Origin of the sequence: Terrilactibacillus laevilacticus (assembly GCF_006517395.1) — a bacterium.
Classification (GTDB): domain Bacteria; phylum Bacillota; class Bacilli; order Bacillales; family Sporolactobacillaceae; genus Terrilactibacillus; species Terrilactibacillus laevilacticus.
In genome coordinates this window covers 26,859-49,663 of the sequence record NZ_VDCY01000004.1, presented here as the reverse complement: position 1 = coordinate 49,663, position 22,805 = coordinate 26,859, and the positions used below count along the sequence as shown (strand labels likewise).

Here is a 22,805-nt window from a genome sequence, read left to right as displayed (position 1 = left end):
AGGTTGTTTCATGAATATTGGTATTTTTACAGACACTTATTATCCACAAGTAAGTGGTGTTTCGACTTCTACCATGATTCTTAAAAAAGAGTTAGAAAAATTGGGACATTGTGTTTATATTTTTACTTCTTCAGATTCAAATGCTGATTTAATACAAGAAAAAGGACGAGTTTTTCGTTTCACAAGTTTCTCAGCACTTATCGTTCCTGAGAGAAGACTCGCTATCTCTGGTTTTATTAGGGCCACTCAACTTGCTCAACGCCTTCAGTTAGATATTATTCATACACAAACCGAATTTTCAATGGGGTTAATTGGAAAACACGTAGCTAAGAAATGCCAAATTCCGCTCATTCACACATATCATACCATGTATGAAGATTATTTACATTATATTGCAAATGGGTGGATCATAACACCTAAATTAGTTGAAAAATTAACCTGTCTCTTTTGTAAACAGGCTCAAACCATCATCGCTCCTTCAGAAAAAGTATCTAAAAAACTACGAACCTATGGGGTACAAAATCAGATTAAAATTGTTCCTACGGGCATTGATTTCTCTGTTTTTCAAGCATCTTCAGATCAAGTTGAAAAACAAAGGCTCTTACGTAAACAGATCGGCTTGAAATTAGACGATATTGTGATTCTTTCTATCGGTCGACTCGCTGAAGAAAAAAATATCGAAACCATTATAAGAGCCATGCCTGAAGTTAAAAAGAAATATAGAAAAGCAAAACTTGTGATTGTTGGAGATGGACCCGCACGTTCAAAACTTGAACGATTGACTCGTATTTTACATATTCAGGATATTGTTTTTTTTGTTGGGGAAAAAGAGTGGAAGGATATTCCTGCTTATTACCATCTTGGTGATGTCTTTGTCAGTGCATCGACGTCTGAAACACAAGGACTCACTTATATTGAAGCTATGGCATCCGAAATACCTGTTATCGCTAAGAAAGATTCTAGCATAACCCACCTCATTGAAACCCAAGTGACGGGATTTCTATTTAATGAGGATGATCGGTTGGCTCAAGCTATCATAAAGACTTTAGATGCTCGTCAAAACTGGTCTTCGATCGTAAAAAGAGCCAAATTACGCATTCATTCACTTTCAGCGGAACAATTTGGCAGACATATTGAATCCATCTATTTAAACAGCCAGAATCAGGAACTCAGCCCATCACAACCCCTATTAAGAAAAACAATCAATGGGATTCCTGCCATTCATTCTTTAACTAAACTTAAGGGCAAATGGCTAAGGAGAGAGAGTCGCCATCATGATTAAACTCAATATGTTCTCTTCAGCTGAAAAAGTCAAAGGGCAAGGTGTCGCCTCTGCTTACCGTGAATTGGTTAATGTTATTCAATCACATCTAACGTCTATCAACATGACGATAAACAAATTTACAAAGGCGGACATTACACATTACCATACTATTGATTTCCGATTTTTTCTCTCGACTTTTTTCAGACAACGTTTAGGAATCAAATTGGGGTACGTCCATTTTCTGCCGGAGACAATTGATGACAGCTTATCTTTACCAAAACCGATACGAAAATTATTTTATCGTTATATCATTCTCTTTTATCAGCGTATGGATGAATTAATTGTGGTTAATCCATCTTTTATACCCAAATTAATTGCTTATGGTATAGATGAAGATCGTATTCACTATATCCCTAACTTTGTGTCGAATAAATCATTTTATCCGGTATATGATAAAAGAGAAAAACAAGTCCTTCGCACAGAACATGGATGGCCTATTGACCAATTTATCGTTATTGGTGCTGGTCAAGTTCAATATCGAAAGGGAGTTCTAGATTTTATTGAGACAGCCAAACGACTCCCACATTTAACGTTTATTTGGGCTGGTGGTTTTTCTTTTGGAAAAATGACAGCTGGATATGAGGAATTGAAAAAAATTTATGATCATCCACCAAAAAATGTGCACTTTATCGGCATTGTTGATCGCGATAAAATGAATGTTTATTACCAAATGGCTGATATGTTCTTCTTACCTTCTTATAACGAACTCTTTCCAATGACGGTACTTGAGGCTATGAATTGTGAAATCCCTATACTCTTGCGTGATCTAGACCTATATCAATCTATATTGGATGGCTATTATCTAAAGGCATCTAATGTAGATGAATTTGTATCTTTAATTAGACGGTTAGAAGGAGAATCATCTATCTACAAAGAGGCTGTTCAACGTTCAAAGAAAGGGGCTGTTTATTACAGTGAAGAAAGAGTGGTCAAACTATGGAAAGATACGTATCTAACGTTACTTAATAGGAGACAACAGCATGACAAAACAAACTCGAAAAATCATCTTTAATGTTCTGATTATCATCGTGACCAGCGCGATATTTTTCTATTTTAAATTTCGGAATATTAATCTAGCTAATTTGTGGACAAGTTTTAAAGGGGTCAACGATGGATGGATTAGCCTATCCATGTTCATCATGTTTTTGTATTGGTTATGTGACGCAATGATCCTCCACCAAATGACAAAATCAATCGATCCAAGGTTCAGCTTTCGTTCTGCGCTACAAATAACGATGGTTGGCCAATTTTTCAATACTCTAACTCCACTACAAACGGGCGGGGGTCCTGCACAATTATATATGTTAAAACAAAAAGGAACAGATATAGGATCTGCGAGTTCCGTTTTATTAATTAAATTTATTATCTATCAGCTTGTTCTAGTGATTAACTTCATTGTTATTTTATTCTTTAGTTATGACAATTTAATCAAACACTTTCCTCGTTTGTCTTACTTAGTCTTATTGGGTTTTATTGTTCACTTGTTTGTCATTATTGGATTACTCATTGTCGCCATCAGCAAAAAAACCGCTCATTTTCTAGCACACCTTATCCTGAAATCTTTATTCATTTTTATCAAAAAAGAAAAAAGGATCAAATATGAACAAACCATCGATTACAAAATTGATACCTTCCATAACGAAAGCAGAAGAATGAGTAAGCATAGTTGGCTCTTAGTAAAAGGAGGTCTATTAACAAGTATTCAGCTTTTTCTTTTTTTTAGCATTCCTTTCTTTATATTTGAAAGCATTGGAATTTCACATGAAGGGTTAATTCTCGCTATGGCCTACCATGCCTTTATTATCATGTTTTCTAGTATCGTCCCGACTCCAAGTGGCACGGCTGGTGCTGAGTATAGCTTTACAATCCTTTTTGGTAGCTTAATGAATGGACAAGAATTATTACTCACCCTTATCATCTGGCGATTTATCTCATCTTATAGTTGCCTTATTTTCGGGGGAATTGCCTTATCTTTTGCTTCAAAAAAATTGGCTCCTTTGAAGTGATGACTGAAGTGATGACCTATGTAAATCGATTCTAGCCTCTTGCTGCCATGTAGCCATAAAAAAATTGGAACCTATATGACTAAGCTCCATAATTTTAATTTTATAAACCCATTAGCCACAGCATTTCTTAATTCATGTTTCCCAATTGCCTGTTCACTCGCGACATTAACAACTTCATTATATACTTCTTGTGGTATATAGATATCAAACAGTTTCCACAGTAATTCAAGCTGACCAATGACGTATAGGCCAATAATAGGGCTAGTATTACATATTGCTTTCATCTTGTTTACTATCTTCTTTTAAAATAAAATCAATGGTTTCATCATCTTGCTTTTTATGCTCCTCTGTATACTCAGCCCAATGAATATTATGATCAATTAAGATCTGACTGAACCTCTCATGACTAAAGTCACGAGTGTTCTCGGCTATTTCATAAAATCTGATAAACTTTTACCACAAAGTTCAGCTGCTCGTGCAAGTGTTAGTTTTCTTGAGGTAAACAAATACATGGCTAGTGATAAATTAACATCTTCATCAACTGAATTTATATTTTTTCCCTGTAAAAAAAGCAAGAATTCAGGATTTATTCCACCCTTTGCTTTTGATTCTTCCATTGCCAATGAGATATTCCTCTCTAGTTTATTGTTTTAATTATAACATTTAAAAGGGGGTGCTCCACAATCTGACCGTTTGTTGAAGATCACTGAATAATTAGTGTCTTCTTCAATGTAGGAGGGTGTTTTCCATCCGAGATACATGTTCAATTAGATCGAGCAAGTGTTCATTTTTTCCGAGAAGGTGGTTCAATCTAAACGAAATATTCAATCTGGTAAATCCCCCGTCAATCGGTTGTAAATTTCTTGTTAATCGTTGGTAAAAAAATAAACGATTTACAAAGGAAACTTAATTTTCACATCATATTAAAGCATAAAATTCCCCAAAATAAAAAGACTAGCTTCTGCTAGCCTGAATCTCCACTATGTATGGTGGAGACGGTGGGAATCGAACCCACGTCCAAAGATATTGTAATTTAAGCTTCTACGAGTGTAGTCGATATATTAGCGCTTCGCCAATACATCGGCCTACCGACAGGCTTCCGTATGGCTATCCTGATTGTTCTCTTCCTTCGTCCTCAGGAGGCGGACAGCCGGCGTATCCCACTAAGTTGAGTCCCTTACCCTACCACATGGGCGATGGAGGGAGGAACCGCTAAGCTACTTAGGCAGCTAAAGCGAAGTTGTTGTTTTGTTTGCCAGTTATTGGCTTTGGCGTTTTAACGAGGCCGACCCCCTCGACTCGCCACTTAAATCCAACCTACCCCTGTCGAATCCGTAACGTCCCCATGGTATAAGGACACAAAGGTATGTCTTCATAAGTGTCACAAGAAATATACTAACACAAATTCGAATGAACTTCAACCCTTTTACATTTTCTGGCGATCTCTAAGAGCTCTATCCATTTCTCGTTGTGCTGATTTCCGTTTTAACGTTTCACGCTTATCATAGTTCTTCTTACCTTTACCTAGACCGATAAGGATTTTAGCAAAACCATTTTTGACATAGATTTTCAAAGGAACAATCGCATATCCTGCTTCCTTTGTTTGACCAATCAATTTGTTGATTTGTTTCTTGTGAAGGAGCAGTTTTCTTGTTCGAAGAGGATCATGATTATATCGGTTGCCTTGTTCATATGGGCTAACGTGCATGTTATGGAGCATCAATTCTCCATTTTCAACACGTGCAAACGCATCTTTAATACTGACGGATCCTTTACGTATAGATTTAATTTCTGTACCTTGCAGAACAATCCCTGCTTCATATGTTTCTTCTATAAAGTAGTCATGGCCTGCTTTACGATTCTGTGCAAGCACACGGCTCTCTGTCTTTTCTTTTGTCAATTCAATTCACTCCTCAGCGCTTGTTGACATTCCCCGCCTAATTGTAGTATAAAGTAATTCCTTGTAGCAAGTTTTCCCGGGAAATGTCGATATTTCTCACTATTTCTTGGCATTCTCTTTTAAAAGTTGGTTTATTGCATAGGCTACGCCATCTTCTTCACAGCGTTTCGTGATCATTTGACAAGCTTCTTTAATATCCTGATAAGCATTTCCCATCGCTACACTGATGCCAGCAACTTCAAACATAGACAAGTCATTATAGTTATCACCAATTGCCACGGTTTGATCTAACTGAATATTCAAATGCTTGGCTAATAGTTTTAAAGCATGACCTTTCGAAACACCGTTTGCCATTATCTCGAAATTACCTGTACCTGATGTTACCATATTAACGTCCATCTGATCGGAAAAATGTTGTCTTCCCCTAGCTAATTTTTCATCATCATTGGAAAAGACGAGGACTTTAGTAATGTCGATGCGTGGATCTTGAAGTTCATCAATACGATCAAGCGTGCGATAATAATCCCGTCTAGTAGCTTCTTGAAAACCTTCTGCTCTCTCTTCATGTTTCTTCAAGTGATCAAGTTCTTCTTGTAACCAGTCTACTCCATCAGTCGGAACAAAGATGATGTCTTGTGTATAGATCCCTATATAAAAATGTTGATCTAAAAGCCATTTAATATCTTTCATAATGGATGGTTTATTTAACTTAGCCGAATAAAGAAGTTTTCCATCCTGCGTGTGAACCGATGCTCCATTTGTTCCAATAATATTCGCTTCCAATCCAATTTCACGAAGTTTGGTATTCACATCAAAAGAAGCCCTGCCTGTTGCTATTGTTATTTGGATATTTTGTCTTTGTGCTTCCTTTAAGGCTTTGATATTGGTTTCGCTTATTTTTCTTTCGCGAGTCAGTAACGTACCGTCCAAATCAATGGCAATGAGTTTCATTTTATCCTCCCCATGAAAAACGTCTTTTTACTTATGAATCTTTATTAGCCAATCGCTTAATAAAATTTCATTGAACAATCTCTTAGCTATTTAAGTATTTCTTTACAACAACAATAATCTTTCTCTGAAGTGATACCACTACTTAAATATTTTCATCAATCATTGGCGTTTATATGAACGTCTTAGCGTCAACTCTATCTTAACATGTTTATAATTTGAATGTGACATAAGTGAAGGTTAAATAAAGTGAAACTTCCATCAGTGGGGGTTTTTCGACGCACAGGATGGAAAGTAGCAGGCGCCAGCCAGGACGCCTGGTTTTGAGCCTGCGTCATCTTCCACTGATGGAAAGCCTGAGCTAATCGGACCTTTACGGGCAGTTGATCCCCACCTTTCTTCTTTGAATACTCAGAATCTTGAAGTGGGTGTCAATACTCTCCGTTATGAAGACAATATCCCTTTTACATCATAGAACAAGGACAACTAAACTAGTTGTCCTTAAAATTAATGTCTTCTTTTTTTCTTTTTCTTCTTATTCCCTTTTGGTTTTTCTGTAGCGGCATCTCGAGTCGACTTATGATGCTTACGTGTTTTATTACTTTTTTTAAAGCCTGTATCTTTTCCTTGAATGACCTTTGGTTGTGCCCGCCTTTCACGAGGTTTTCTTGGTTTCATTCCGACGATTTCAAAGTCAATGGATCGTTCATCGAGGTTAACTGAAATGACACGAACTTCAATTTCATCACCAATACGAAAAACATTACCGGTACGTTCACCAATTAAAGCCATATGTTCTTCATTGTAATGGTAATAGTCATCGGTAAGATAACTAATATGAACGAGCCCTTCGATGGTGTTCGGCAATTCTACAAATAGGCCAAAATTGGTTACACCACTGACAACGCCATCAAATGTTTCACCAATTTTATTTTCCATAAACTCGGCTTTTTTCAGATCGTCTGTTTCACGTTCTGCTTCGACCGCTCTTTGCTCACGTTCAGAAGTATGTCGCGCAATCTCTGGTAACTCTTTTTCATAGTAATAACGAGTATCTGGATCGACTTTTTTCTCAAACAAATATTTACGAATAAGCCGATGCACCATAAGATCTGGATAACGTCGAATAGGTGACGTGAAATGCGTATAAAATTCCGTTGATAAACCGAAATGGCCTAAGCTTTCATGATAATATTTTGCTTTTTGCATCGATCTTAGCATAACGGTGCTAATCACAGGCTCTTCAGGTTCACCCTTTACTTCTTCTAGCAAGGATTGCAAGGTACGAGGATGAATATTATCCACGCTTCCTTTCACAACATAGCCAAAATTCACCACGAAGTTATAAAATTTCGCTAATTTTTCTGGGTTTGGTTCTTCGTGAATTCGGTAAATAAAAGGCAACTCAAGCCAATGAAAATGTTCTGCAACCGTTTCGTTGGCACACAGCATAAATTCTTCTATGAGTCTTTCGGCTACAGATCGTTCTCTTATTACGACGTCTTCTGGTTTTCCATCTTCACCGACAATGATTTTTGCCTCGGTAAAATCAAAATCAATAGCCCCTCTTTGACGTCTCTTCTCAGTTAAAATACTGGAGAGTTCACCCATTAGTTCAAAGAATGGAACGAGATCATGATAACGCTCTAAAACGTCTTCATCTTCTTTAAGAAGAATCTTTCTAACATTTGCATAGGTCATTCGTTCGGTAGTTCGAATCACACTTGGAAATATTTCATGCTCGACGACTCTCCCTTGTGGAGTAATTTCCATTTCACAGCTAATGGTCAATCGATCAACTTGCGGATTTAAACTGCAAATCCCATTGGATAGACGATGCGGAATCATAGGGATGACGCGATCGACGAGATAAACACTTGTCCCTCGATCAAAAGCTTCCTCATCAAGGGGTGACCCTTCTTTTACATAGTGACTTACATCAGCGATATGGACACCTAATTTATAATTTCCATTTTGAAGTTTAACAACGTTCACCGCATCATCTAAGTCTTTGGCATCTTCACCATCTATCGTGACAATCGTCTCATTTCTTAAATCTCGTCGTCCTTCAATATCTGCCGGATCAATTGTGTCCGGGACAGCTTTTGCTTGTTCAAGGACTTCCTCAGGAAATTCAAGTGGCAATCCATGTTTATAGATAATGGAGATAATATCAATTCCAGGATCATTTTTATGACCTAGAATTTCTATAATTTTTCCTTCGGGACTCATTCTACCTTCTGGATATTTTGTTATCTCAACAACCACCTTATGTCCTTCAGCAGCTCCATTGACATGCTCTTTAGGAATAAATATATCGCTTACAAGCCTTTTGTCGTCTGGTATAACAAACCCATAGTGTTTATTCGCACTGTATGTTCCAACCACTTTCGAAATACCCCGTTCAATAATGCGAATAACTGTACCTTCAGGACGATCTCCTGAGGACTTAGTTGATAATCTTACGATGACGGTATCACCATTCATGGCGCTACCTAGATCACCTGAGGCAACATAGACATCTGATAGACCTTCTTCTTCTGGAAGAATAAAGGCAAAGCCTTTGGCATGAGCTTGAACTTTTCCTCGAACGAGATTCATTTTTTCTGGTAATCCATACCGATTACTTCTTGTACGTACAATTAAACCTCTATCTTCCATCTCATTTAAAGTCTTTACGAATGTTTTAAAATCCTCTGATTGATTGAAATGAAAGACATCTTCCAACTCTGATAGTGTCATCGGTTTATATGCTTCTTTTTTCATATAGTCAAGAATTTCTTGAATGAGCTCTTCTGACAAAAATATGACCTCCTTAAGAGATGGACCAGTCCAAGCTTTCAAGAAATTCATAAATATCCTGATGGAGTTGATCCTTCTCCTCGCCTAATGTAATAACATGATTTGAATTTTCGTACCATTTTATTCGTTTCATGTCTGATTGTACTTCGTTATAAATAATATCTGCACTATGTACGTCAATCATACTATCTTTTCTCGCTTGAACGACAAATGTTGGTGCATAGATCATATCAACATGCTCCCTAACTTCTCGTATAAGAAGTTGTAAATCCATTAAAGTCGTCATGGGTTTGGTTTTGAAGTCTCTCATTTCTACTTCGATTTGTTCCTTCGATTTTCCTTCATAATGCTTATAATTTCTCGCATATTGAAGAACCCCTTCATATATTTTTTCTTTTGTTTTGGCATTCATTGGGGCACACATGGAGACAATACCCTTCACTGGAAAAGTGTAACCACATTTAAGGGAAAATACCCCTCCTAAAGACAAACCGGCTACAGCAAATTCTTGGTACCCTTTCGTATTCAATGTGTTTATTGCCTGCTTAACATCTTCCCACCAATCCTTTGGACCTGTTTTAAGAATTTCTTCAGGTGGAACGCCGTGACCTTTATAGTGCGGTGCCAGGCACGTATAGCCTTTTTTATGCAAGAACCGCCCTAACATTCGAACATCTGCTGAGTGCCCGGTAAATCCATGTAACAGCAGTACGGCTCTCGGACCTCCTTCAAAAAAGAATGGCTTAGGTGGTCTTATATTTAACGCCATATATATTCACCCTCTTTATGTATTTAAAACAGCTAAAAGTGTGTTTTCCGTGCCAAAAGAAATAAGCTGAATCGAAAAAGTATAATCGTTAAATTTGAAAGGACTGATTGAAGTTTGATTTTATAAAAATAAAACAGCTGTCCAATATGGCAGCTGCAAATTCCATTCTCATTCATTCTACTTATTGAACAAAATAACCTAAAATAAAAGCACAAACAAAAAATACGACTGATAAAAAAATGGTGATACGATTTAAAACCGCTTCAATTCCTCGTGCTTTTTGTTTACCAAATAATTGCTCAGCACCGCCCGTAATGGCTCCTGATAATCCTTCACTTTTACTTGGTTGTAATAATACAAACAAGATAAGCGCTAATGATGCTATTATAAGAATCGTAAGCACTATTGTATGCAACATTTCAATCACTCCAATCTACCGTTAAAACCTACACTTACTTCTCATTACTATTAATCCTATCATATTGATATCTTTCAAGCAATACTGCTAACTATTATAAAAAAGAGGTATCCCAATCATAAGGATACCCCTTTTTATCATACAATGCTATAACTTAGATGTTTTTTAAGTTATAGAAAGCTGTTTTTCCTGCATATTTACCTTGTTCACCAAGTTCATCTGCAATGCGGATAAGTTGGTTATATTTAGCAACACGGTCAGTACGTGATGGAGCACCCGTTTTAAGTTGACCAGCATTTGTTGCAACTGCGATATCAGCAAGAGTTGTGTCTTCAGTTTCACCAGAACGGTGAGAAACGATTGCTGTGTAACCAGCACGTTTAGCCATTTCGATAGCATTGAATGTTTCTGTAAGTGTACCAATTTGGTTCACTTTGATAAGGATTGAGTTACCAATACCTTTTTCAATACCTTCAGCTAATTTATCTGTGTTTGTAACGAATAAGTCGTCACCAACGAGTTGAACTTGGTCACCAAGTTCTGAAGTAAGTTTTTTCCAACCTTCCCAGTCGTTTTCATCAAGACCGTCTTCGATTGAAACGATAGGGTATTTTTGAAGAAGTTCGCGATAGAATTCGATCATTTCATCAGAAGTTCTTGTGATACCTTCACCTTTAAATTCATATTTACCATCTTTGTAAAGCTCTGAAGAAGCAACGTCCATAGCGATTTTAACTTGATCGCCTGGTTTGTAGCCCGCAGCTTCAATAGCTTCGATGATTGTTTGAATCGCTTCTTCGTTAGAACCAAGGTTTGGAGCAAATCCACCTTCGTCACCAACTGCAGTATTGTAACCTTTCTTTTTCAATACTGATTTAAGGTTATGGAAAATTTCAGCACCCATACGTACAGCTTCTGGGAAAGTTTCAGCACCAACAGGCATGATCATGAATTCTTGGATGTCCACGTTGTTATCAGCGTGTTCTCCACCATTCAAGATGTTCATCATTGGTGTAGGAAGGATTGTACCATTGAATCCACCAAGGTAACGATATAAAGGAACATCTAAGAATGCTGCAGCAGCATGAGCAACAGCCATAGACACACCAAGGATCGCATTGGCACCAAGTTTACCTTTGTTAGGTGTACCATCGAGATCGATCATTGTTTGGTCAATAGCCACTTGGTCAAGAGCATCAAGACCAACAAGTTCAGGAGCGATCACTTCGTTTACGTTATCAACTGCTTTAAGAACACCTTTTCCTAAATAACGGTTTTTGTCACCGTCACGAAGTTCAACTGCTTCGTATTCACCTGTTGAGGCACCACTTGGAACAAGTGCGCGACCAACTGCGCCAGATTCTAGATAAACTTCAACTTCTACTGTAGGGTTACCGCGGGAATCAAGAACCTCGCGACCGTATACATCAACGATTTGGGACATCGTTTCATCTCTCCTTAAGTGTAATTAATATTATTGGTTGTTCAAAAAGTCCGGGGAAAATAGCAGTCGAATTCTTGCGTCAGCACAGCTCTAACCGGTGTTTTAAGCTGTGCTTCCTCTGAACTTCCGACGCTAAAGAAACGGGCTAGTTACTTACATTGCTGGTAGGGCAATCCTATTTTTTGTCTTTCTTTTTGAACACGTTCTATTAGTGATTAATTAATGTTTCGCCTGTCATTTCTTTTGGTTTTTCAACATTGAGAAGATCAAGTAACGTTGGTGTTAAATCAGCCAATTTACCATCTGTACGTAATGTTTCACCTTTTTTAGTAACAATAACAGGAACTGGATTTGTTGTATGAGCTGTCATTGGTTTACCTTCTAAAGTCACAACTTCATCAGAGTTACCATGGTCTGCTGTTATGATTGCGTCTCCACCTTTTGCAAGAATGGCTTCAATAACGCGGCCCAGACATTCATCAACGGCTTCGATTGCTTTTACAGTTGGTTCAAGCATACCTGAGTGACCAACCATATCAGGGTTTGCGAAGTTTAAAATAATAGCGTCATGATTACCTTCTTCAATATCTTTGACAAGTGCATCCGTAACTTCGTAAGCACTCATTTCCGGTTTCAAATCATAAGTAGCTACTTTTGGTGAAGGAATTAAGATACGGTCTTCACCAGGGAATGGCTTTTCACGTCCACCACTAAAGAAGAAAGTGACGTGTGGATATTTTTCAGTTTCAGCGATACGTAATTGTTTAAGATTGTTTTGTGAAACAACTTCACCAAACGTATTATCAAGGTTGGTTGGTTTGAAAGCAACTGTACCATGAACTGTTTCACTGAATTGTGTCATACAAACAAAGTGAACATCTTTAGGTGCCTTGTCGCCGCGATCAAATCCACGGAAGTCTTCGTTTGTGAAAACTTGTGAGATTTGAATTGCACGGTCAGGACGGAAGTTAAAGAAAATAACAGCATCGCCATCTTGTACCGTTGCAACAGGTGAACCGTCTTGACGTTTGATAACAGATGGAAGAACGAATTCATCGTAGATATCATTTTTATATGAATCATCGATCACTTCATTAGGATCTGTATAATCTGGTCCTTCTCCATACACCATGGCACGATACGTTTTTTCAATACGTTCCCAGCGGTTATCTCTATCCATAGCATAGTAGCGACCAGAAAGGGTAGCAATTTCACCTACACCATATTCCTTTATTTTACCTTGCAAAGCATCTATATAGGTTTTTGCAGACTTTTGACCGACGTCTCGGCCATCTGTGAAACCATGGATATAGACATTATCTACTTTTTGCTGCGCAGCAAGTTTTAGCAAGGCATACATATGGTCGATATGACTATGAATACCACCATCTGAAAGCAAACCAATAATGTGAAGGTTAGTGCCTTTTTCTTTAACGACATTCATGGCGTCGATAAAGGTTTGATTTTCAAAGAATTCACCCGTTTTAATCGATAAATTCACACGAGTCAAGCTTTGATAAACAACACGTCCAGCACCAATATTTAAGTGCCCAACTTCAGAGTTTCCCATTTGACCTTCTGGTAATCCTACATATTCGCCATCAGCCCGTAATGTGGCATGTGGGTACTCATTCCAATATTTATCAAAGTTAGGTTTTTTAGCATGGGCCACAGCGTTCCCTTTCGTTTCAGAGCGCAAGCCAAATCCGTCAAGAATAATTAAAGCATGTGGAGTTCTACCCAACTTTAACACCCTCTAACAATTTCAAGAAAGATTCTGGAACAAGACTAGCTCCTCCAACCAAAGCACCATCAATATCTGATTCAGCCATATATTGATCAATGTTGTTAGGTTTTACGCTACCGCCATATTGAATGCGTACTTGTTCTGCCACTTCCTCGGAATAGAGATCAGCAAGAACTTTGCGAACATAAGCACACACTTCGTTAGCATCTTCAATGGAAGCGGATTTTCCAGTACCAATAGCCCAAACCGGCTCATAAGCAACAACGACAGAAACAACTTGTTCAGCTGTTACGCCTTTCAATCCTTCTGTTACTTGAACTTTTACAACTTCTTGCCATTTGTTGCTTTCACGTTCTTCAAGTGTTTCACCTACACAAACGATTGGAAGAAGGTTGTGATTTAAGGCAGCATGCACTTTTTTATTCACAGTTTCATCTGTTTCAGCAAACATGGCACGTCGTTCAGAGTGACCAATGACGACATAGTTGACGTTTGCAGCTTCGAGCATGACAGGACTAATTTCACCTGTGAAGGCTCCAGATTCTTCGAAGTGGACATTCTGTGCACCAATTTTAAGATCTGTACCATTTGCAGCTTTCACGATTTGATCAAGAACAATCGCTGGAGCGCAAACAACAGTATCAACAGTCGAAGCAGAAGGAACTGATCCTTTGACTTCATTTACAAAGTCTACAGCTTCTTGGACTGTTTTATTCATTTTCCAGTTACCTGCAATAATAGGTTTACGCATGGTAAAACCATCCTTTCTGGTCGATCATGTCGTTAAATACCTTTTGCTTAAGAACATTTAACAAAAATAATCAGTGCTTATTCAGCGTCATCCAATGCATCAACACCAGGTAATACTTTGCCTTCCATTAATTCAAGAGAGGCGCCGCCACCTGTTGAGATATGGCTCATTTTATCAGCTAAGTGGAATTTTTCTACAGCTGCTGCTGAGTCGCCACCACCGATAATCGAGTAAGCATCTGATTTTGCAAGAGCTTCCGCCACGCCTTGTGTACCGTTGGCAAAGGCATCCATTTCAAACACACCCATAGGACCATTCCAAACCACAAGCTTAGAATTAGCAACAACATCGTTATAAAGAGCGACTGTTTTTGGACCAATATCAAGTCCCATCCAATCACTTGGAATGCTATCAACGTCAACAACTTTTGTATTTGCAGTTGCTGAAAATTCATCAGCGACTACTGTATCGACTGGTGTATAGAATTTAACACCTTTTGTTTCTGCTTTTTCTATGAATGATTTAGCAAGATCTAGTTTTTCGGCTTCTAACAATGATTGACCGATATCATAGCCTTTAGCTTTAATAAATGTATAAGCAAGACCACCACCGACAATCAAATTGTCTACTTTATCTAAAAGGTTATCAATAACCCCGATTTTATCCGTAACTTTAGCGCCACCGATAATAGCAGTAAATGGACGTTCAGGATTTTCCATTGCTTTGCCAAGAACATTCAATTCTTTTTCGAGAAGGAAACCGGCAACAGCTGGTAAATACTCTGCAACCCCTGCTGTTGAAGCGTGTGCTCTGTGAGCAGCTCCAAATGCATCGTTGACGTAGACATCTGCAAGAGCAGCGAAGGCTTTTGCAAGTTCAGGATCATTTTTCTTTTCGCCTTTAAGGAAACGAACATTTTCAATAAGTAAAACGTCGCCGTCTTGAAGTTTGCTTACTGCTGCTTCAACTTCTGGTCCGACAACTTCATCTGTTTTTGCAACGTCTTTGCCGAGTAATTCGCCTAAACGTTTTGCAACAGGTGTTAATCTTAAAGATTCTTTATTTTCTTCAGTTGGACGACCAAGGTGAGATGCTAAAATAACTTTGGCACCTTGTTCAGTTAAGTATTGAATCGTAGGCACTGCCGCACGAATACGTGTATCATCTGTAATGGTTCCGTTATCCAAAGGAACATTAAAATCCACACGACAGAAAACGCGTTTCCCTTTGACGTCGATATCACGGATTGTTTTCTTTGCCATGGATTGCACCTCCAAAAAGCCTATTTTTTGAAATAGCGGAAACTTTCGCTTCCGCTATTTAATGTCGTTCAAAAAGTCCGGATTTGTCCTCCTTTTTGAACATTTTCTATAATCTTATAATCAGATTTTGCTTGCGAAATATTTTACAGTTCTTACTAATTGAGAAGTGTAAGACATTTCATTGTCGTACCAAGCTACTGTTTTAACGAGTTGTTTGTCGCCGACAGTCATAACTTTTGTTTGAGTTGCATCGAATAATGAACCATAAGACATACCGATGATATCAGAAGAAACGATTGGATCTTCAGTATAGCCATAAGATTCGTTAACAGCTTCTTTCATTGCTGCATTAACTTCTTCAACTGTCACTGTTTCGTTTAATACAGAAACAAGTTCAGTTAATGAACCAGATTTAACTGGTACACGTTGAGCCGCACCATCAAGTTTACCTTGAAGTTCTGGGATAACAAGACCGATAGCTTTTGCAGCACCAGTAGTGTTAGGGATAATGTTTTCAGCTGCTGCACGAGCACGACGGAAGTCGCCTTTTCTATGCGGAGCATCCAAAGTATTTTGGTCGCCAGTGTAAGCGTGAATTGTTGTCATAAGACCTTCAACAATACCGTATTTGTCGTTTAATACTTTAGCCATAGGAGCTAAGCAGTTTGTCGTACAAGAAGCACCAGAAATAACTGTTTCAGAACCATCTAAAACGTCATGGTTAGTGTTGTAAACAACTGTTTTCATGTCGCCTGAAGCAGGAGCTGAGATAACAACTTTTTTAGCACCAGCTTGAAGGTGTAATTCAGCTTTTTCTTTAGTTGTGAAAAAACCAGTTGATTCAATAACGATATCTACACCAAGGTCACCCCATGGTAATTTAGAAGGATCAGCATCAGCTAATGTTTTTACTTCTTTACCGTTAACGAGGAAATAACCATCGTGAACTTCTACTTCGCCTTTGAAAGGACCTTGAGTTGTATCATATTTTAATAAGTGAGCTAACATTTTAGTATCAGTTAAGTCATTGATAGCTACTACTTCAATATCATTGTCATTTAATTCTGCAATTCTTCTAAACGCTAATCTTCCGATACGTCCAAAACCGTTAATACCTACTTTTACTGTCATTTAAATACCCTCCTTGAAATTGGTAAATCAAAGTTTTAAAATTTCTCGTGCAGCCCCTTCATCAGTCACTAAGATTGAATTAGGTCCTTCCTTGAAATAGGCCTTTATCGCCTTAGCCTTAGATTTGCCTCCAGCTACGGCAATCACTGTTCGGTCATCATATAGGTTATCCAACTGAAGCCCAATTGTTTTCACCTTATGAATAACCTTCCCACAATGATCGAAAAAATAACCAAAAGCTTCTGCAACAGCCTTCCCTGTCTCAATTTTCGTCAATAACGATTGACTTGAACCGCGACGAAGGGCCATTGTTCTTGCATCTCCAATTCCATGCACAACAATGGTTGCGGAGTGAATAAGGTGCAAGACTTCATGGATACTGGGCTCTTCAATTAAGGTTTGATATGACTCTTCACTTAATTGATCAGGGACGTGGAGCAAACGATAGCGTCCTTCTGCTTTCGTGGCCATCTTAGCACAAATCGTATTCGCTTGATTCTCAACTTGTTCACCAAGACCGCCTCTACCCGATACAAAGAGTAAATCGCGTGATTTCTTTAATGGATACATCATTTCTGCAACCGCTGCCAAGGTTGTTCCACCCGTCACGGCGATAATATTTTCCGCATTCATGTAGTGCTCCATCTCTCTAATACAGGCAAGCCCCATCTCATTTTTGACTAATGGATACTGATCGCTGTCACCGGATACAATAATGACGTTGGAAATGCCCAAAACCGCCTCTACTTGTTTCTCCATATCCTTAAGTCCAGAGACGTCTTTCATCATATCTTCAAGTAGATCGACTATCTTTTCTCCATCTGGGGTTAACTGCATACCGTTTGAAGCCATATGGATAAGCCCTTGTTTGCTTAAATACGTGACTTCGCCTCGTAATACACGTTCCGTCATCCCCAAACGTGCGGAGAGCGTACGCCTACCTATAGGTTGAAGAAAATGTAAAGATTGCAGGATACGATACCGGTTGGACATTATGTCTAAGACATCAGGGATAAGCTTCTTTTGGATATTAAGTAACCTTTCCACAATATCCCCCTTAAAAGCATCGGACTAAAAAAGTCCCGCATAGTCAAATTGTGTCCCATCAGCACCAAACTTATAATAGCAACTTTTATATCTGTTTACAAGTAAAAACACCAAAAAAGATTTTAAATAAATGTAAAAGACAACGATTTGTCAAAACTACATGATACGGTCCTATCCATCACAAAAAAAACGGGCTTTTATTTAATCAAAATCAACTTGTATGGCTTATAAGAGTCCCCCTTTATTTATCCTCTTTTCCCTTTATGCATGTTAACCATCAAAAAAGTCAAGATTCGATATTAATATGTAATGTAGTTCGATTAATTATTCATTATTTAAGATAAGTCGTCTAAAAAACAAAACGCTCCCCTTCCTCTGAACCTCTCATGACTAAAGTCACGAGTGTTCTCGGCTATTTCATAAAAAAGTGAAGAGGAGAAAAGGTGTGTTCTTATTCATGCTTTTTTTTGATAATTTTTCTTTTTGAAGCTGCTAAGTAACCACATTCCGTTCGATATTTACTAACCACTCGCCTTGATAAAGTGATCCCTTTATCGTTTAATGCTTCTACGATTTTTTGATCAGATAGGGGTTTCGATTTATCTTCATTTGTTATGATTTTCTGAATGAGCGATTTTATATAAAAAACAGAAACCTCTCCATCTGAAGAACTTAACCCCTTAGAAAATAATGAGCGATATGAAATAATTCCAAAAGGTGCCTGGATATATTTATTACTGACAGCTCTGCTTATGGTGGATTCATGAACCTCTAACTGTTCAGCTATTTTCTTCATCGTCAATGGTTGGATCGATTCCCACTTTCCGCTCTCAAAAAAAGACCGTTGATGGTTAACACACAATTCAGTCAATTTAATGAGTGTTTGTTTTCTTTTTGTGATACCCATGAGAAGCCATTCTGCTTCTTTAAGTTTTTCTTTTAGAAAGTGGTTTGTTTCCGGATCTGTAAGTCCTCTTAATTCATCAACGTATCTTGAGTCAATTGATACATTCGGAATTTGGCCCATTTCATCGTTAATCTTAAGCTCATCACCTTCTTTTGTAATATATATATCTGGAATAATATATCGCGAGGCATCTCCACTTCCCAATCCCGATACGATAGGAGTCGGATTCAATGCCCTTATATCCTTTAGAGCATCGTGAAGCTCTTCGTCTGATATACCGAGCGCTTCTTTTGCACGGACCCATTCCCCCGTTATAAAACAGTCAATATAATGTGTGACGATATCGATGGCAAATCTTGAATGATTTGTTTTCCTTTGAAGTTGTAAACTCAAACAATCTTTTAATGATTTCGCTCCAATACCAGGGGGATCAAGAGTACGAACAATCGAAAGAGCATTTTCTAATTGTTTTATAGGGGCTCTTAGAGCATTAGATAGGGTTAACATATCTTCCTCAAAGTAACCATTGTCACTTAGACTATCAATAACAAGGAAACATCTATTTTGAATCTCTGGACTCAGTGACATCACCTGAATTTGTGACCGAAGTTCCTCTCGAAAACTGGATCCGTTTGCGATTGTTTGTTCAATAACATCGGTCGTTGAAGTAACATGATTAGTTCCCCCTTCTCGATATGTAGATGAGGAGCTAGACCAATCACGAATAGAAAGAAAGGGATTTATTTCTGCTTGTTCATGAATCAGCTTAGTTAAATCTTGTGAATTGTACTGTAGTAAAGAAATGGCTTGATAAACTGCAGGTGTTAACTTAAGTTTTAAAGACTGAACTTGACTTAGGTTCATTCCCATTGCTTCACCCTCTATTAAGTCATATAAACCGATAGATTAATCACTTATAGTCTCTTTTCATTCTGACTTAGTCTACCTTTATTATATCAAAGAGCGTAGCGATGTGAGACTGGATTTTTTCGAAACTGAGATACACAAAAACCAGCCTCTTAATCGAAGCTGGTCTCAATTTCAAAAATATCTTTTCTTCCAAAAAATATACACTGTTGAACACGATAGTAATAAAGATATGACTAATGGAACAATAAATCCATTACCTAACTTTTCACCAGGAAATGAAACATTCATACCATAAAAGCTAAATACCATGGTAGGTAGTGACAAAATAATCGTGAAAGCCGTTAAAAATTTCATAACCACATTCACATTATTCGAAATAACCGAGGCATATGCATCCATCATTCCACTTAAAATGTTACTATGAACTTCAGCCATTTCTGCAGCTTGTTTAATTTCGATAATAACGTCTTCGAGTAAGTCCTGATCATCTTCATACATTCGTAAAAAGCGTTGTTTCGTCATTTTTTCCATCACAATATTATTCGCTTTTAATGATGTCATAAAATAAACAATTGTTTTTTCTAAGCTAAGAAGCATAAACAATTCTTTGTTTTTCATCGATTGGTGAAGTTCACGTTCAATGATAGACGTTTTTCGATCAATATGTTTAAGATAACGTAAATAATAGCTTGCCACTGAATATAAAAGTTGTAAGGCAAATCGTGTTTTTTTATACGTAAAAAATCCTTTAATTTTATTGTTAACAAAGTCTCCAATAATCGGCGTTTCTCGTAAACATACCGTAACAAAATAGGAAGGAGTTACAATAATACCAATCGGAATCGTGTCATATAGAGCTGAATCCGAATTATCTTCAACTAATACTGGTACATCCACGATTGTAAGAACATTATCGTCTTCTTTTTCAATCCGGGAACGTTCATCATCATCTAGCGGGTCCTTAATAAAATCTAATGGAATATTAGTTTCATCAATGACACGTTTAATTTCTTCCTCAGTTGGATGAATGAGATTTACCCAGCAACCTTTTGTAAACGTATCAGTTTTATTCATTTTCCCTAGTTCATCTGTTAAATAAATGTCTAGCATAATAGCAACCTCCTCATTTTTCTGAGGAAAAAAGGCATACTACAATATTTTAAATGGTCGATAACCTAATGAGCGACCATTTAAAGTCAGTATGAAAACTTCCTCTTTATTTCTCTTGGATATATGACTCCCCTCGGGTGTACTGTCTGAACTCATTAAGTTATCAACTCCTTTATTTAAGTTTTTAGTTTAAACAACGGTCCAGAATTTTTTAATAGATTCCACAATCTTATCATGGAGTGAACCAACACTCCTTATCATACATTGGTTTAATAAATAAAACAAATCATGTATTTTACAAAAACCTTATTATTAGTGCGTGTTCCACAAGGTGACAAATGAAAAGGGTTACTGGCTAAGTACGCTGGCATCCTGCAAGAAACGCCAGTACTAGCCCGTCCTGGGCGTCGGAGGCTAAGAGCGGCGCAGTTCCTTAGGGCCCGGCATACCACAGGATGTGGTAGCTTCAGGCGCGGGCCACACATAGAGATTTTAGCTAGAGATCCTCTTTTATCCACTACATGAGGACCGAAAAAACAAGTGGGCGCCGAGATTCGCATCTTATCATTTGGTGACTTTTTGAACAACCTCTATTATGTATTCTTATCCGAATAATAGAGATAAACCACCCATGTTCTAATCAAAACATGTTAAGTGAAGCAATCGTTATGTGGCAATAATTCAAAAAATAAAGTTTCAAAATAGTCATCAGTGAACGCCACTGATGACTATTTCATTAACAAGATATATTTGGACGCTGAGGGCAACCGCATTGAACGTTTCTATGTTGAACATCACAACAATGTGATACAGTGTGTGGGTAGTAATGTTGGTGTTCGTATAAATAGTGTGTTTGAATTTGAGTATGGGAAGGGTGAATGTGTTTAACGATAACAGGTTTATAAATATGGGCTACATCCATTGTTTGTGGATCAACGATATCTTTGCCTCGTGTTGGTGGACAATAAAGATTTCTTGAATGTCCCCCACTTTTACTTGGCCCTGTAGGAAATTCTGCACCTTTCATCATTTTTTTCCCATGCATTGGACCTTGATTTGGACACCCTTTCATACTTGGCATGTTAGCCTTTTCAGTTGGTTTAGAATGGGGCATTGGCATTGTATTCGGCATTGACATTGGGCTAACATTCGGCATTGTATTCGGCATTGACATTGGGCTAACATTCGGCATTGTATTTGGCATTGTATTTGGCATTGACATTGGGTTAACATTCGGCATTGTATTTGGCATTGACATTGGGTTAACATTCGGCATTGAGTTTGGATTCCATGTCATAAGTTTATTCCTCCTCATCTTTAGTACACTTATAGCCTATGTATTAGGGAATAGCCTTGTCATAATACGAATACCCATTTTATTCAAAAAGGGCAATATCATTATGTGCCAGTTTTGTGCCAAAAACCGATTTATATTAAAGTAAACTTGCCGATTGGCCAGCCTGTAAGGCGCAGATAGAGGCTTAGTTGCCCTTATACTTTATTCCTTGAATCTTAATCCTTTCTTAAAGTGTAAAAAAGGGTTTAGCATGATGTCTGCTAAACCCTTGATATATGTATGTTTAATGGCGCGCTCGAAGGGATTCGAACCCCCGACAGACGTGGTACCGGAAACCACCGCTCTATCCAACTGAGCTACGAGCGCATAATAGATGAAGACACGATAGTTATTATAACTTAATATGATAATAAAATCAATAGAGAGAAACTAACAAAGGTCTATAACCACCATAACAGCATCTGACATGCATATTAAGCCATGTTATAGACATTCTAATAGGAGGATGATTTTTAGATAGGGAGGAAACCGAATTGAAACATCGTATTCTTAATTCATTTCTTATTATTTCATTAATTTGTACAGGTCTTCTTTTTACGGAAAAATGGAAATATACGCATCCGTCAAGTGACCAGATTACCTTTAACCATATTGATCTTCCTACCGCCAAAGACCAAAAGAATCTGAATGTAACCATCAACCATATACTTGGTATTAAGAATTATCAGTATCACCGCAATCAACATTCTATCTCGATTAACTATGATCACCACGTTATGAAACCAGAATGGATCGAAAAATCACTAAAAGCATCTGGCATTCAAACGTCTGGTTATCAATTTCCACATAAATAATCGTTTAAAAAAAGGTAAATTAGGGAATGAATGCTTTTAGAGGTTGTTCAAAAAGTTTTGAACACGTACTTTTAGCATCTATATTTAAGGCAAAACGTATGGGATAGGGTTCATAGCCTGTATTTTTTATTAATTGGGACTACTTTCTTATACTTATTTGGGACACACAAGAATAACATAAAACATAGGAAAAAGCCTGCAAAACCATCAATATCTTC

The 22,805-nt window shown here is 37.7% G+C and carries 20 protein-coding genes, 1 tRNA gene and 1 other RNA gene; 4 read left to right on the top strand and 18 right to left on the bottom strand.

What is annotated here, in order from left to right:
* Positions 1-10: 10 nt before the first annotated feature.
* Genes FG390_RS06695 through FG390_RS06685 form a run of 3 tightly spaced genes read left to right on the top strand, consistent with a single transcriptional unit; the run spans position 11 to position 3,330 of the window.
* The gene (locus FG390_RS06695) at positions 11-1,282 is read left to right on the top strand and encodes a glycosyltransferase family 4 protein (RefSeq protein WP_141190268.1); all 1,272 of its coding nucleotides are present in this window, start codon (positions 11-13) and stop codon (positions 1,280-1,282) included.
* Positions 1,275-2,336: a glycosyltransferase family 4 protein gene (locus tag FG390_RS06690; protein ID WP_141190267.1), complete on the top strand. Its 1,062-nt coding sequence runs from the start codon at positions 1,275-1,277 to the stop codon at positions 2,334-2,336. The genes FG390_RS06695 and FG390_RS06690 overlap by 8 nt, the downstream gene beginning before the upstream one ends.
* Positions 2,305-3,330, top strand: a complete 1,026-nt coding sequence (locus tag FG390_RS06685) for a lysylphosphatidylglycerol synthase transmembrane domain-containing protein (RefSeq protein ID WP_141190266.1) — start codon at positions 2,305-2,307, stop codon at positions 3,328-3,330. The genes FG390_RS06690 and FG390_RS06685 overlap by 32 nt, the downstream gene beginning before the upstream one ends.
* Positions 3,331-3,401: 71 nt before the next feature.
* Here the strand turns inward: FG390_RS06685 and FG390_RS16315 are convergent, their stop codons facing one another.
* The 18 genes from FG390_RS16315 to FG390_RS06595 form a co-directional block, all read right to left on the bottom strand.
* Positions 3,402-3,614: a PIN domain-containing protein gene (locus FG390_RS16315; protein WP_484421954.1), complete on the bottom strand. Its 213-nt coding sequence runs from the start codon at positions 3,612-3,614 to the stop codon at positions 3,402-3,404.
* 144 nt (positions 3,615-3,758) lie between these two features.
* Positions 3,759-3,947, bottom strand: coding sequence for a UPF0175 family protein (locus FG390_RS16040; RefSeq protein ID WP_246092711.1), 189 nt, complete (start codon positions 3,945-3,947; stop codon positions 3,759-3,761).
* Between the two features lie 370 nt (positions 3,948-4,317).
* Positions 4,318-4,675: a transfer-messenger RNA gene (ssrA, locus tag FG390_RS06670) on the bottom strand.
* Between the two features lie 81 nt (positions 4,676-4,756).
* Entirely contained in the window at positions 4,757-5,230 is a 474-nt protein-coding gene (smpB, locus tag FG390_RS06665; protein ID WP_141190265.1) for an SsrA-binding protein SmpB, read from the bottom strand.
* A 99-nt stretch (positions 5,231-5,329) separates the two neighbouring features.
* Positions 5,330-6,181: a Cof-type HAD-IIB family hydrolase gene (locus tag FG390_RS06660; RefSeq protein ID WP_141190264.1), complete on the bottom strand. Its 852-nt coding sequence runs from the start codon at positions 6,179-6,181 to the stop codon at positions 5,330-5,332.
* 504 nt (positions 6,182-6,685) lie between these two features.
* Positions 6,686-8,980: a ribonuclease R gene (gene rnr / locus FG390_RS06655; RefSeq protein ID WP_141190263.1), complete on the bottom strand. Its 2,295-nt coding sequence runs from the start codon at positions 8,978-8,980 to the stop codon at positions 6,686-6,688.
* A 13-nt stretch (positions 8,981-8,993) separates the two neighbouring features.
* Positions 8,994-9,749, bottom strand: a complete 756-nt coding sequence (locus FG390_RS06650; RefSeq protein WP_141190262.1) for an alpha/beta hydrolase — start codon at positions 9,747-9,749, stop codon at positions 8,994-8,996.
* Positions 9,750-9,930: 181 nt separating this feature from the next.
* Complete coding sequence (secG, locus tag FG390_RS06645) at positions 9,931-10,164, bottom strand: preprotein translocase subunit SecG (RefSeq protein ID WP_141190468.1); 234 nt, start codon at positions 10,162-10,164, stop codon at positions 9,931-9,933.
* Between the two features lie 157 nt (positions 10,165-10,321).
* Positions 10,322-11,611, bottom strand: a complete 1,290-nt coding sequence (gene eno / locus FG390_RS06640; protein WP_141190261.1) for a phosphopyruvate hydratase — start codon at positions 11,609-11,611, stop codon at positions 10,322-10,324.
* Between the two features lie 208 nt (positions 11,612-11,819).
* Positions 11,820-13,355: a 2,3-bisphosphoglycerate-independent phosphoglycerate mutase gene (gene gpmI, locus FG390_RS06635; RefSeq protein WP_141190260.1), complete on the bottom strand. Its 1,536-nt coding sequence runs from the start codon at positions 13,353-13,355 to the stop codon at positions 11,820-11,822.
* A complete protein-coding gene (gene tpiA / locus FG390_RS06630; RefSeq protein WP_141190259.1) occupies positions 13,348-14,109 on the bottom strand; it encodes a triose-phosphate isomerase in 762 nt (253 codons plus the stop codon). Before tpiA ends, gpmI begins: the two co-directional genes overlap by 8 nt.
* Before the next feature lie 77 nt (positions 14,110-14,186).
* Positions 14,187-15,371: a phosphoglycerate kinase gene (locus FG390_RS06625; RefSeq protein ID WP_141190258.1), complete on the bottom strand. Its 1,185-nt coding sequence runs from the start codon at positions 15,369-15,371 to the stop codon at positions 14,187-14,189.
* Positions 15,372-15,491: 120 nt separating this feature from the next.
* Positions 15,492-16,502 (bottom strand): type I glyceraldehyde-3-phosphate dehydrogenase, encoded by a 1,011-nt coding sequence (gap, locus tag FG390_RS06620; protein ID WP_141190257.1) that lies wholly within the window; start codon positions 16,500-16,502, stop codon positions 15,492-15,494.
* Between the two features lie 27 nt (positions 16,503-16,529).
* Positions 16,530-17,549, bottom strand: a complete 1,020-nt coding sequence (locus FG390_RS06615; protein ID WP_141190256.1) for a sugar-binding transcriptional regulator — start codon at positions 17,547-17,549, stop codon at positions 16,530-16,532.
* Between the two features lie 451 nt (positions 17,550-18,000).
* Positions 18,001-19,326 carry an RNA polymerase factor sigma-54 gene (rpoN, locus tag FG390_RS06610; RefSeq protein ID WP_141190255.1) on the bottom strand — a complete coding sequence of 442 codons (1,326 nt, stop codon included), beginning with the start codon at positions 19,324-19,326 and terminating at the stop codon, positions 18,001-18,003.
* A gap of 171 nt (positions 19,327-19,497) precedes the next feature.
* Positions 19,498-20,436 (bottom strand): magnesium transporter CorA family protein, encoded by a 939-nt coding sequence (locus tag FG390_RS06605; protein WP_141190254.1) that lies wholly within the window; start codon positions 20,434-20,436, stop codon positions 19,498-19,500.
* A 736-nt stretch (positions 20,437-21,172) separates the two neighbouring features.
* The gene (locus tag FG390_RS16035) at positions 21,173-21,733 is read right to left on the bottom strand and encodes a CotD family spore coat protein (protein WP_258311607.1); all 561 of its coding nucleotides are present in this window, start codon (positions 21,731-21,733) and stop codon (positions 21,173-21,175) included.
* 287 nt (positions 21,734-22,020) lie between these two features.
* Positions 22,021-22,099: transfer RNA gene (locus FG390_RS06595), tRNA-Arg, on the bottom strand.
* A 167-nt stretch (positions 22,100-22,266) separates the two neighbouring features.
* On the opposite strand from FG390_RS06595, the gene FG390_RS06590 reads away from it, so the two are divergent.
* A complete protein-coding gene (locus FG390_RS06590; protein ID WP_141190253.1) occupies positions 22,267-22,587 on the top strand; it encodes a hypothetical protein in 321 nt (106 codons plus the stop codon).
* Positions 22,588-22,805: the final 218 nt, after the last annotated feature.

Bases quoted from the DNA above. Each gene is read 5' to 3' on its own strand.
- FG390_RS06695 (WP_141190268.1), top strand. From the start codon at position 11: ATGAATATTGGTATTTTTACAGACACTTATTATCCACAAGTAAGTGGT.
- FG390_RS06690 (WP_141190267.1), top strand. From the start codon at position 1,275: ATGATTAAACTCAATATGTTCTCTTCAGCTGAAAAAGTCAAAGGGCAA.
- FG390_RS06685 (WP_141190266.1), top strand. From the start codon at position 2,305: ATGACAAAACAAACTCGAAAAATCATCTTTAATGTTCTGATTATCATC.
- FG390_RS16315 (WP_484421954.1), bottom strand. From the start codon at position 3,614: ATGAAAGCAATATGTAATACTAGCCCTATTATTGGCCTATACGTCATT.
- FG390_RS16040 (WP_246092711.1), bottom strand. From the start codon at position 3,947: ATGGAAGAATCAAAAGCAAAGGGTGGAATAAATCCTGAATTCTTGCTT.
- FG390_RS06660 (WP_141190264.1), bottom strand. From the start codon at position 6,181: ATGAAACTCATTGCCATTGATTTGGACGGTACGTTACTGACTCGCGAA.
- FG390_RS06650 (WP_141190262.1), bottom strand. From the start codon at position 9,749: ATGGCGTTAAATATAAGACCACCTAAGCCATTCTTTTTTGAAGGAGGT.
- eno (WP_141190261.1), bottom strand. From the start codon at position 11,611: ATGTCCCAAATCGTTGATGTATACGGTCGCGAGGTTCTTGATTCCCGC.
- tpiA (WP_141190259.1), bottom strand. From the start codon at position 14,109: ATGCGTAAACCTATTATTGCAGGTAACTGGAAAATGAATAAAACAGTC.
- FG390_RS06625 (WP_141190258.1), bottom strand. From the start codon at position 15,371: ATGGCAAAGAAAACAATCCGTGATATCGACGTCAAAGGGAAACGCGTT.
- gap (WP_141190257.1), bottom strand. From the start codon at position 16,502: ATGACAGTAAAAGTAGGTATTAACGGTTTTGGACGTATCGGAAGATTA.
- rpoN (WP_141190255.1), bottom strand. From the start codon at position 19,326: ATGGGAATGAACCTAAGTCAAGTTCAGTCTTTAAAACTTAAGTTAACA.
- FG390_RS06605 (WP_141190254.1), bottom strand. From the start codon at position 20,436: ATGCTAGACATTTATTTAACAGATGAACTAGGGAAAATGAATAAAACT.
- FG390_RS16035 (WP_258311607.1), bottom strand. From the start codon at position 21,733: ATGACATGGAATCCAAACTCAATGCCGAATGTTAACCCAATGTCAATG.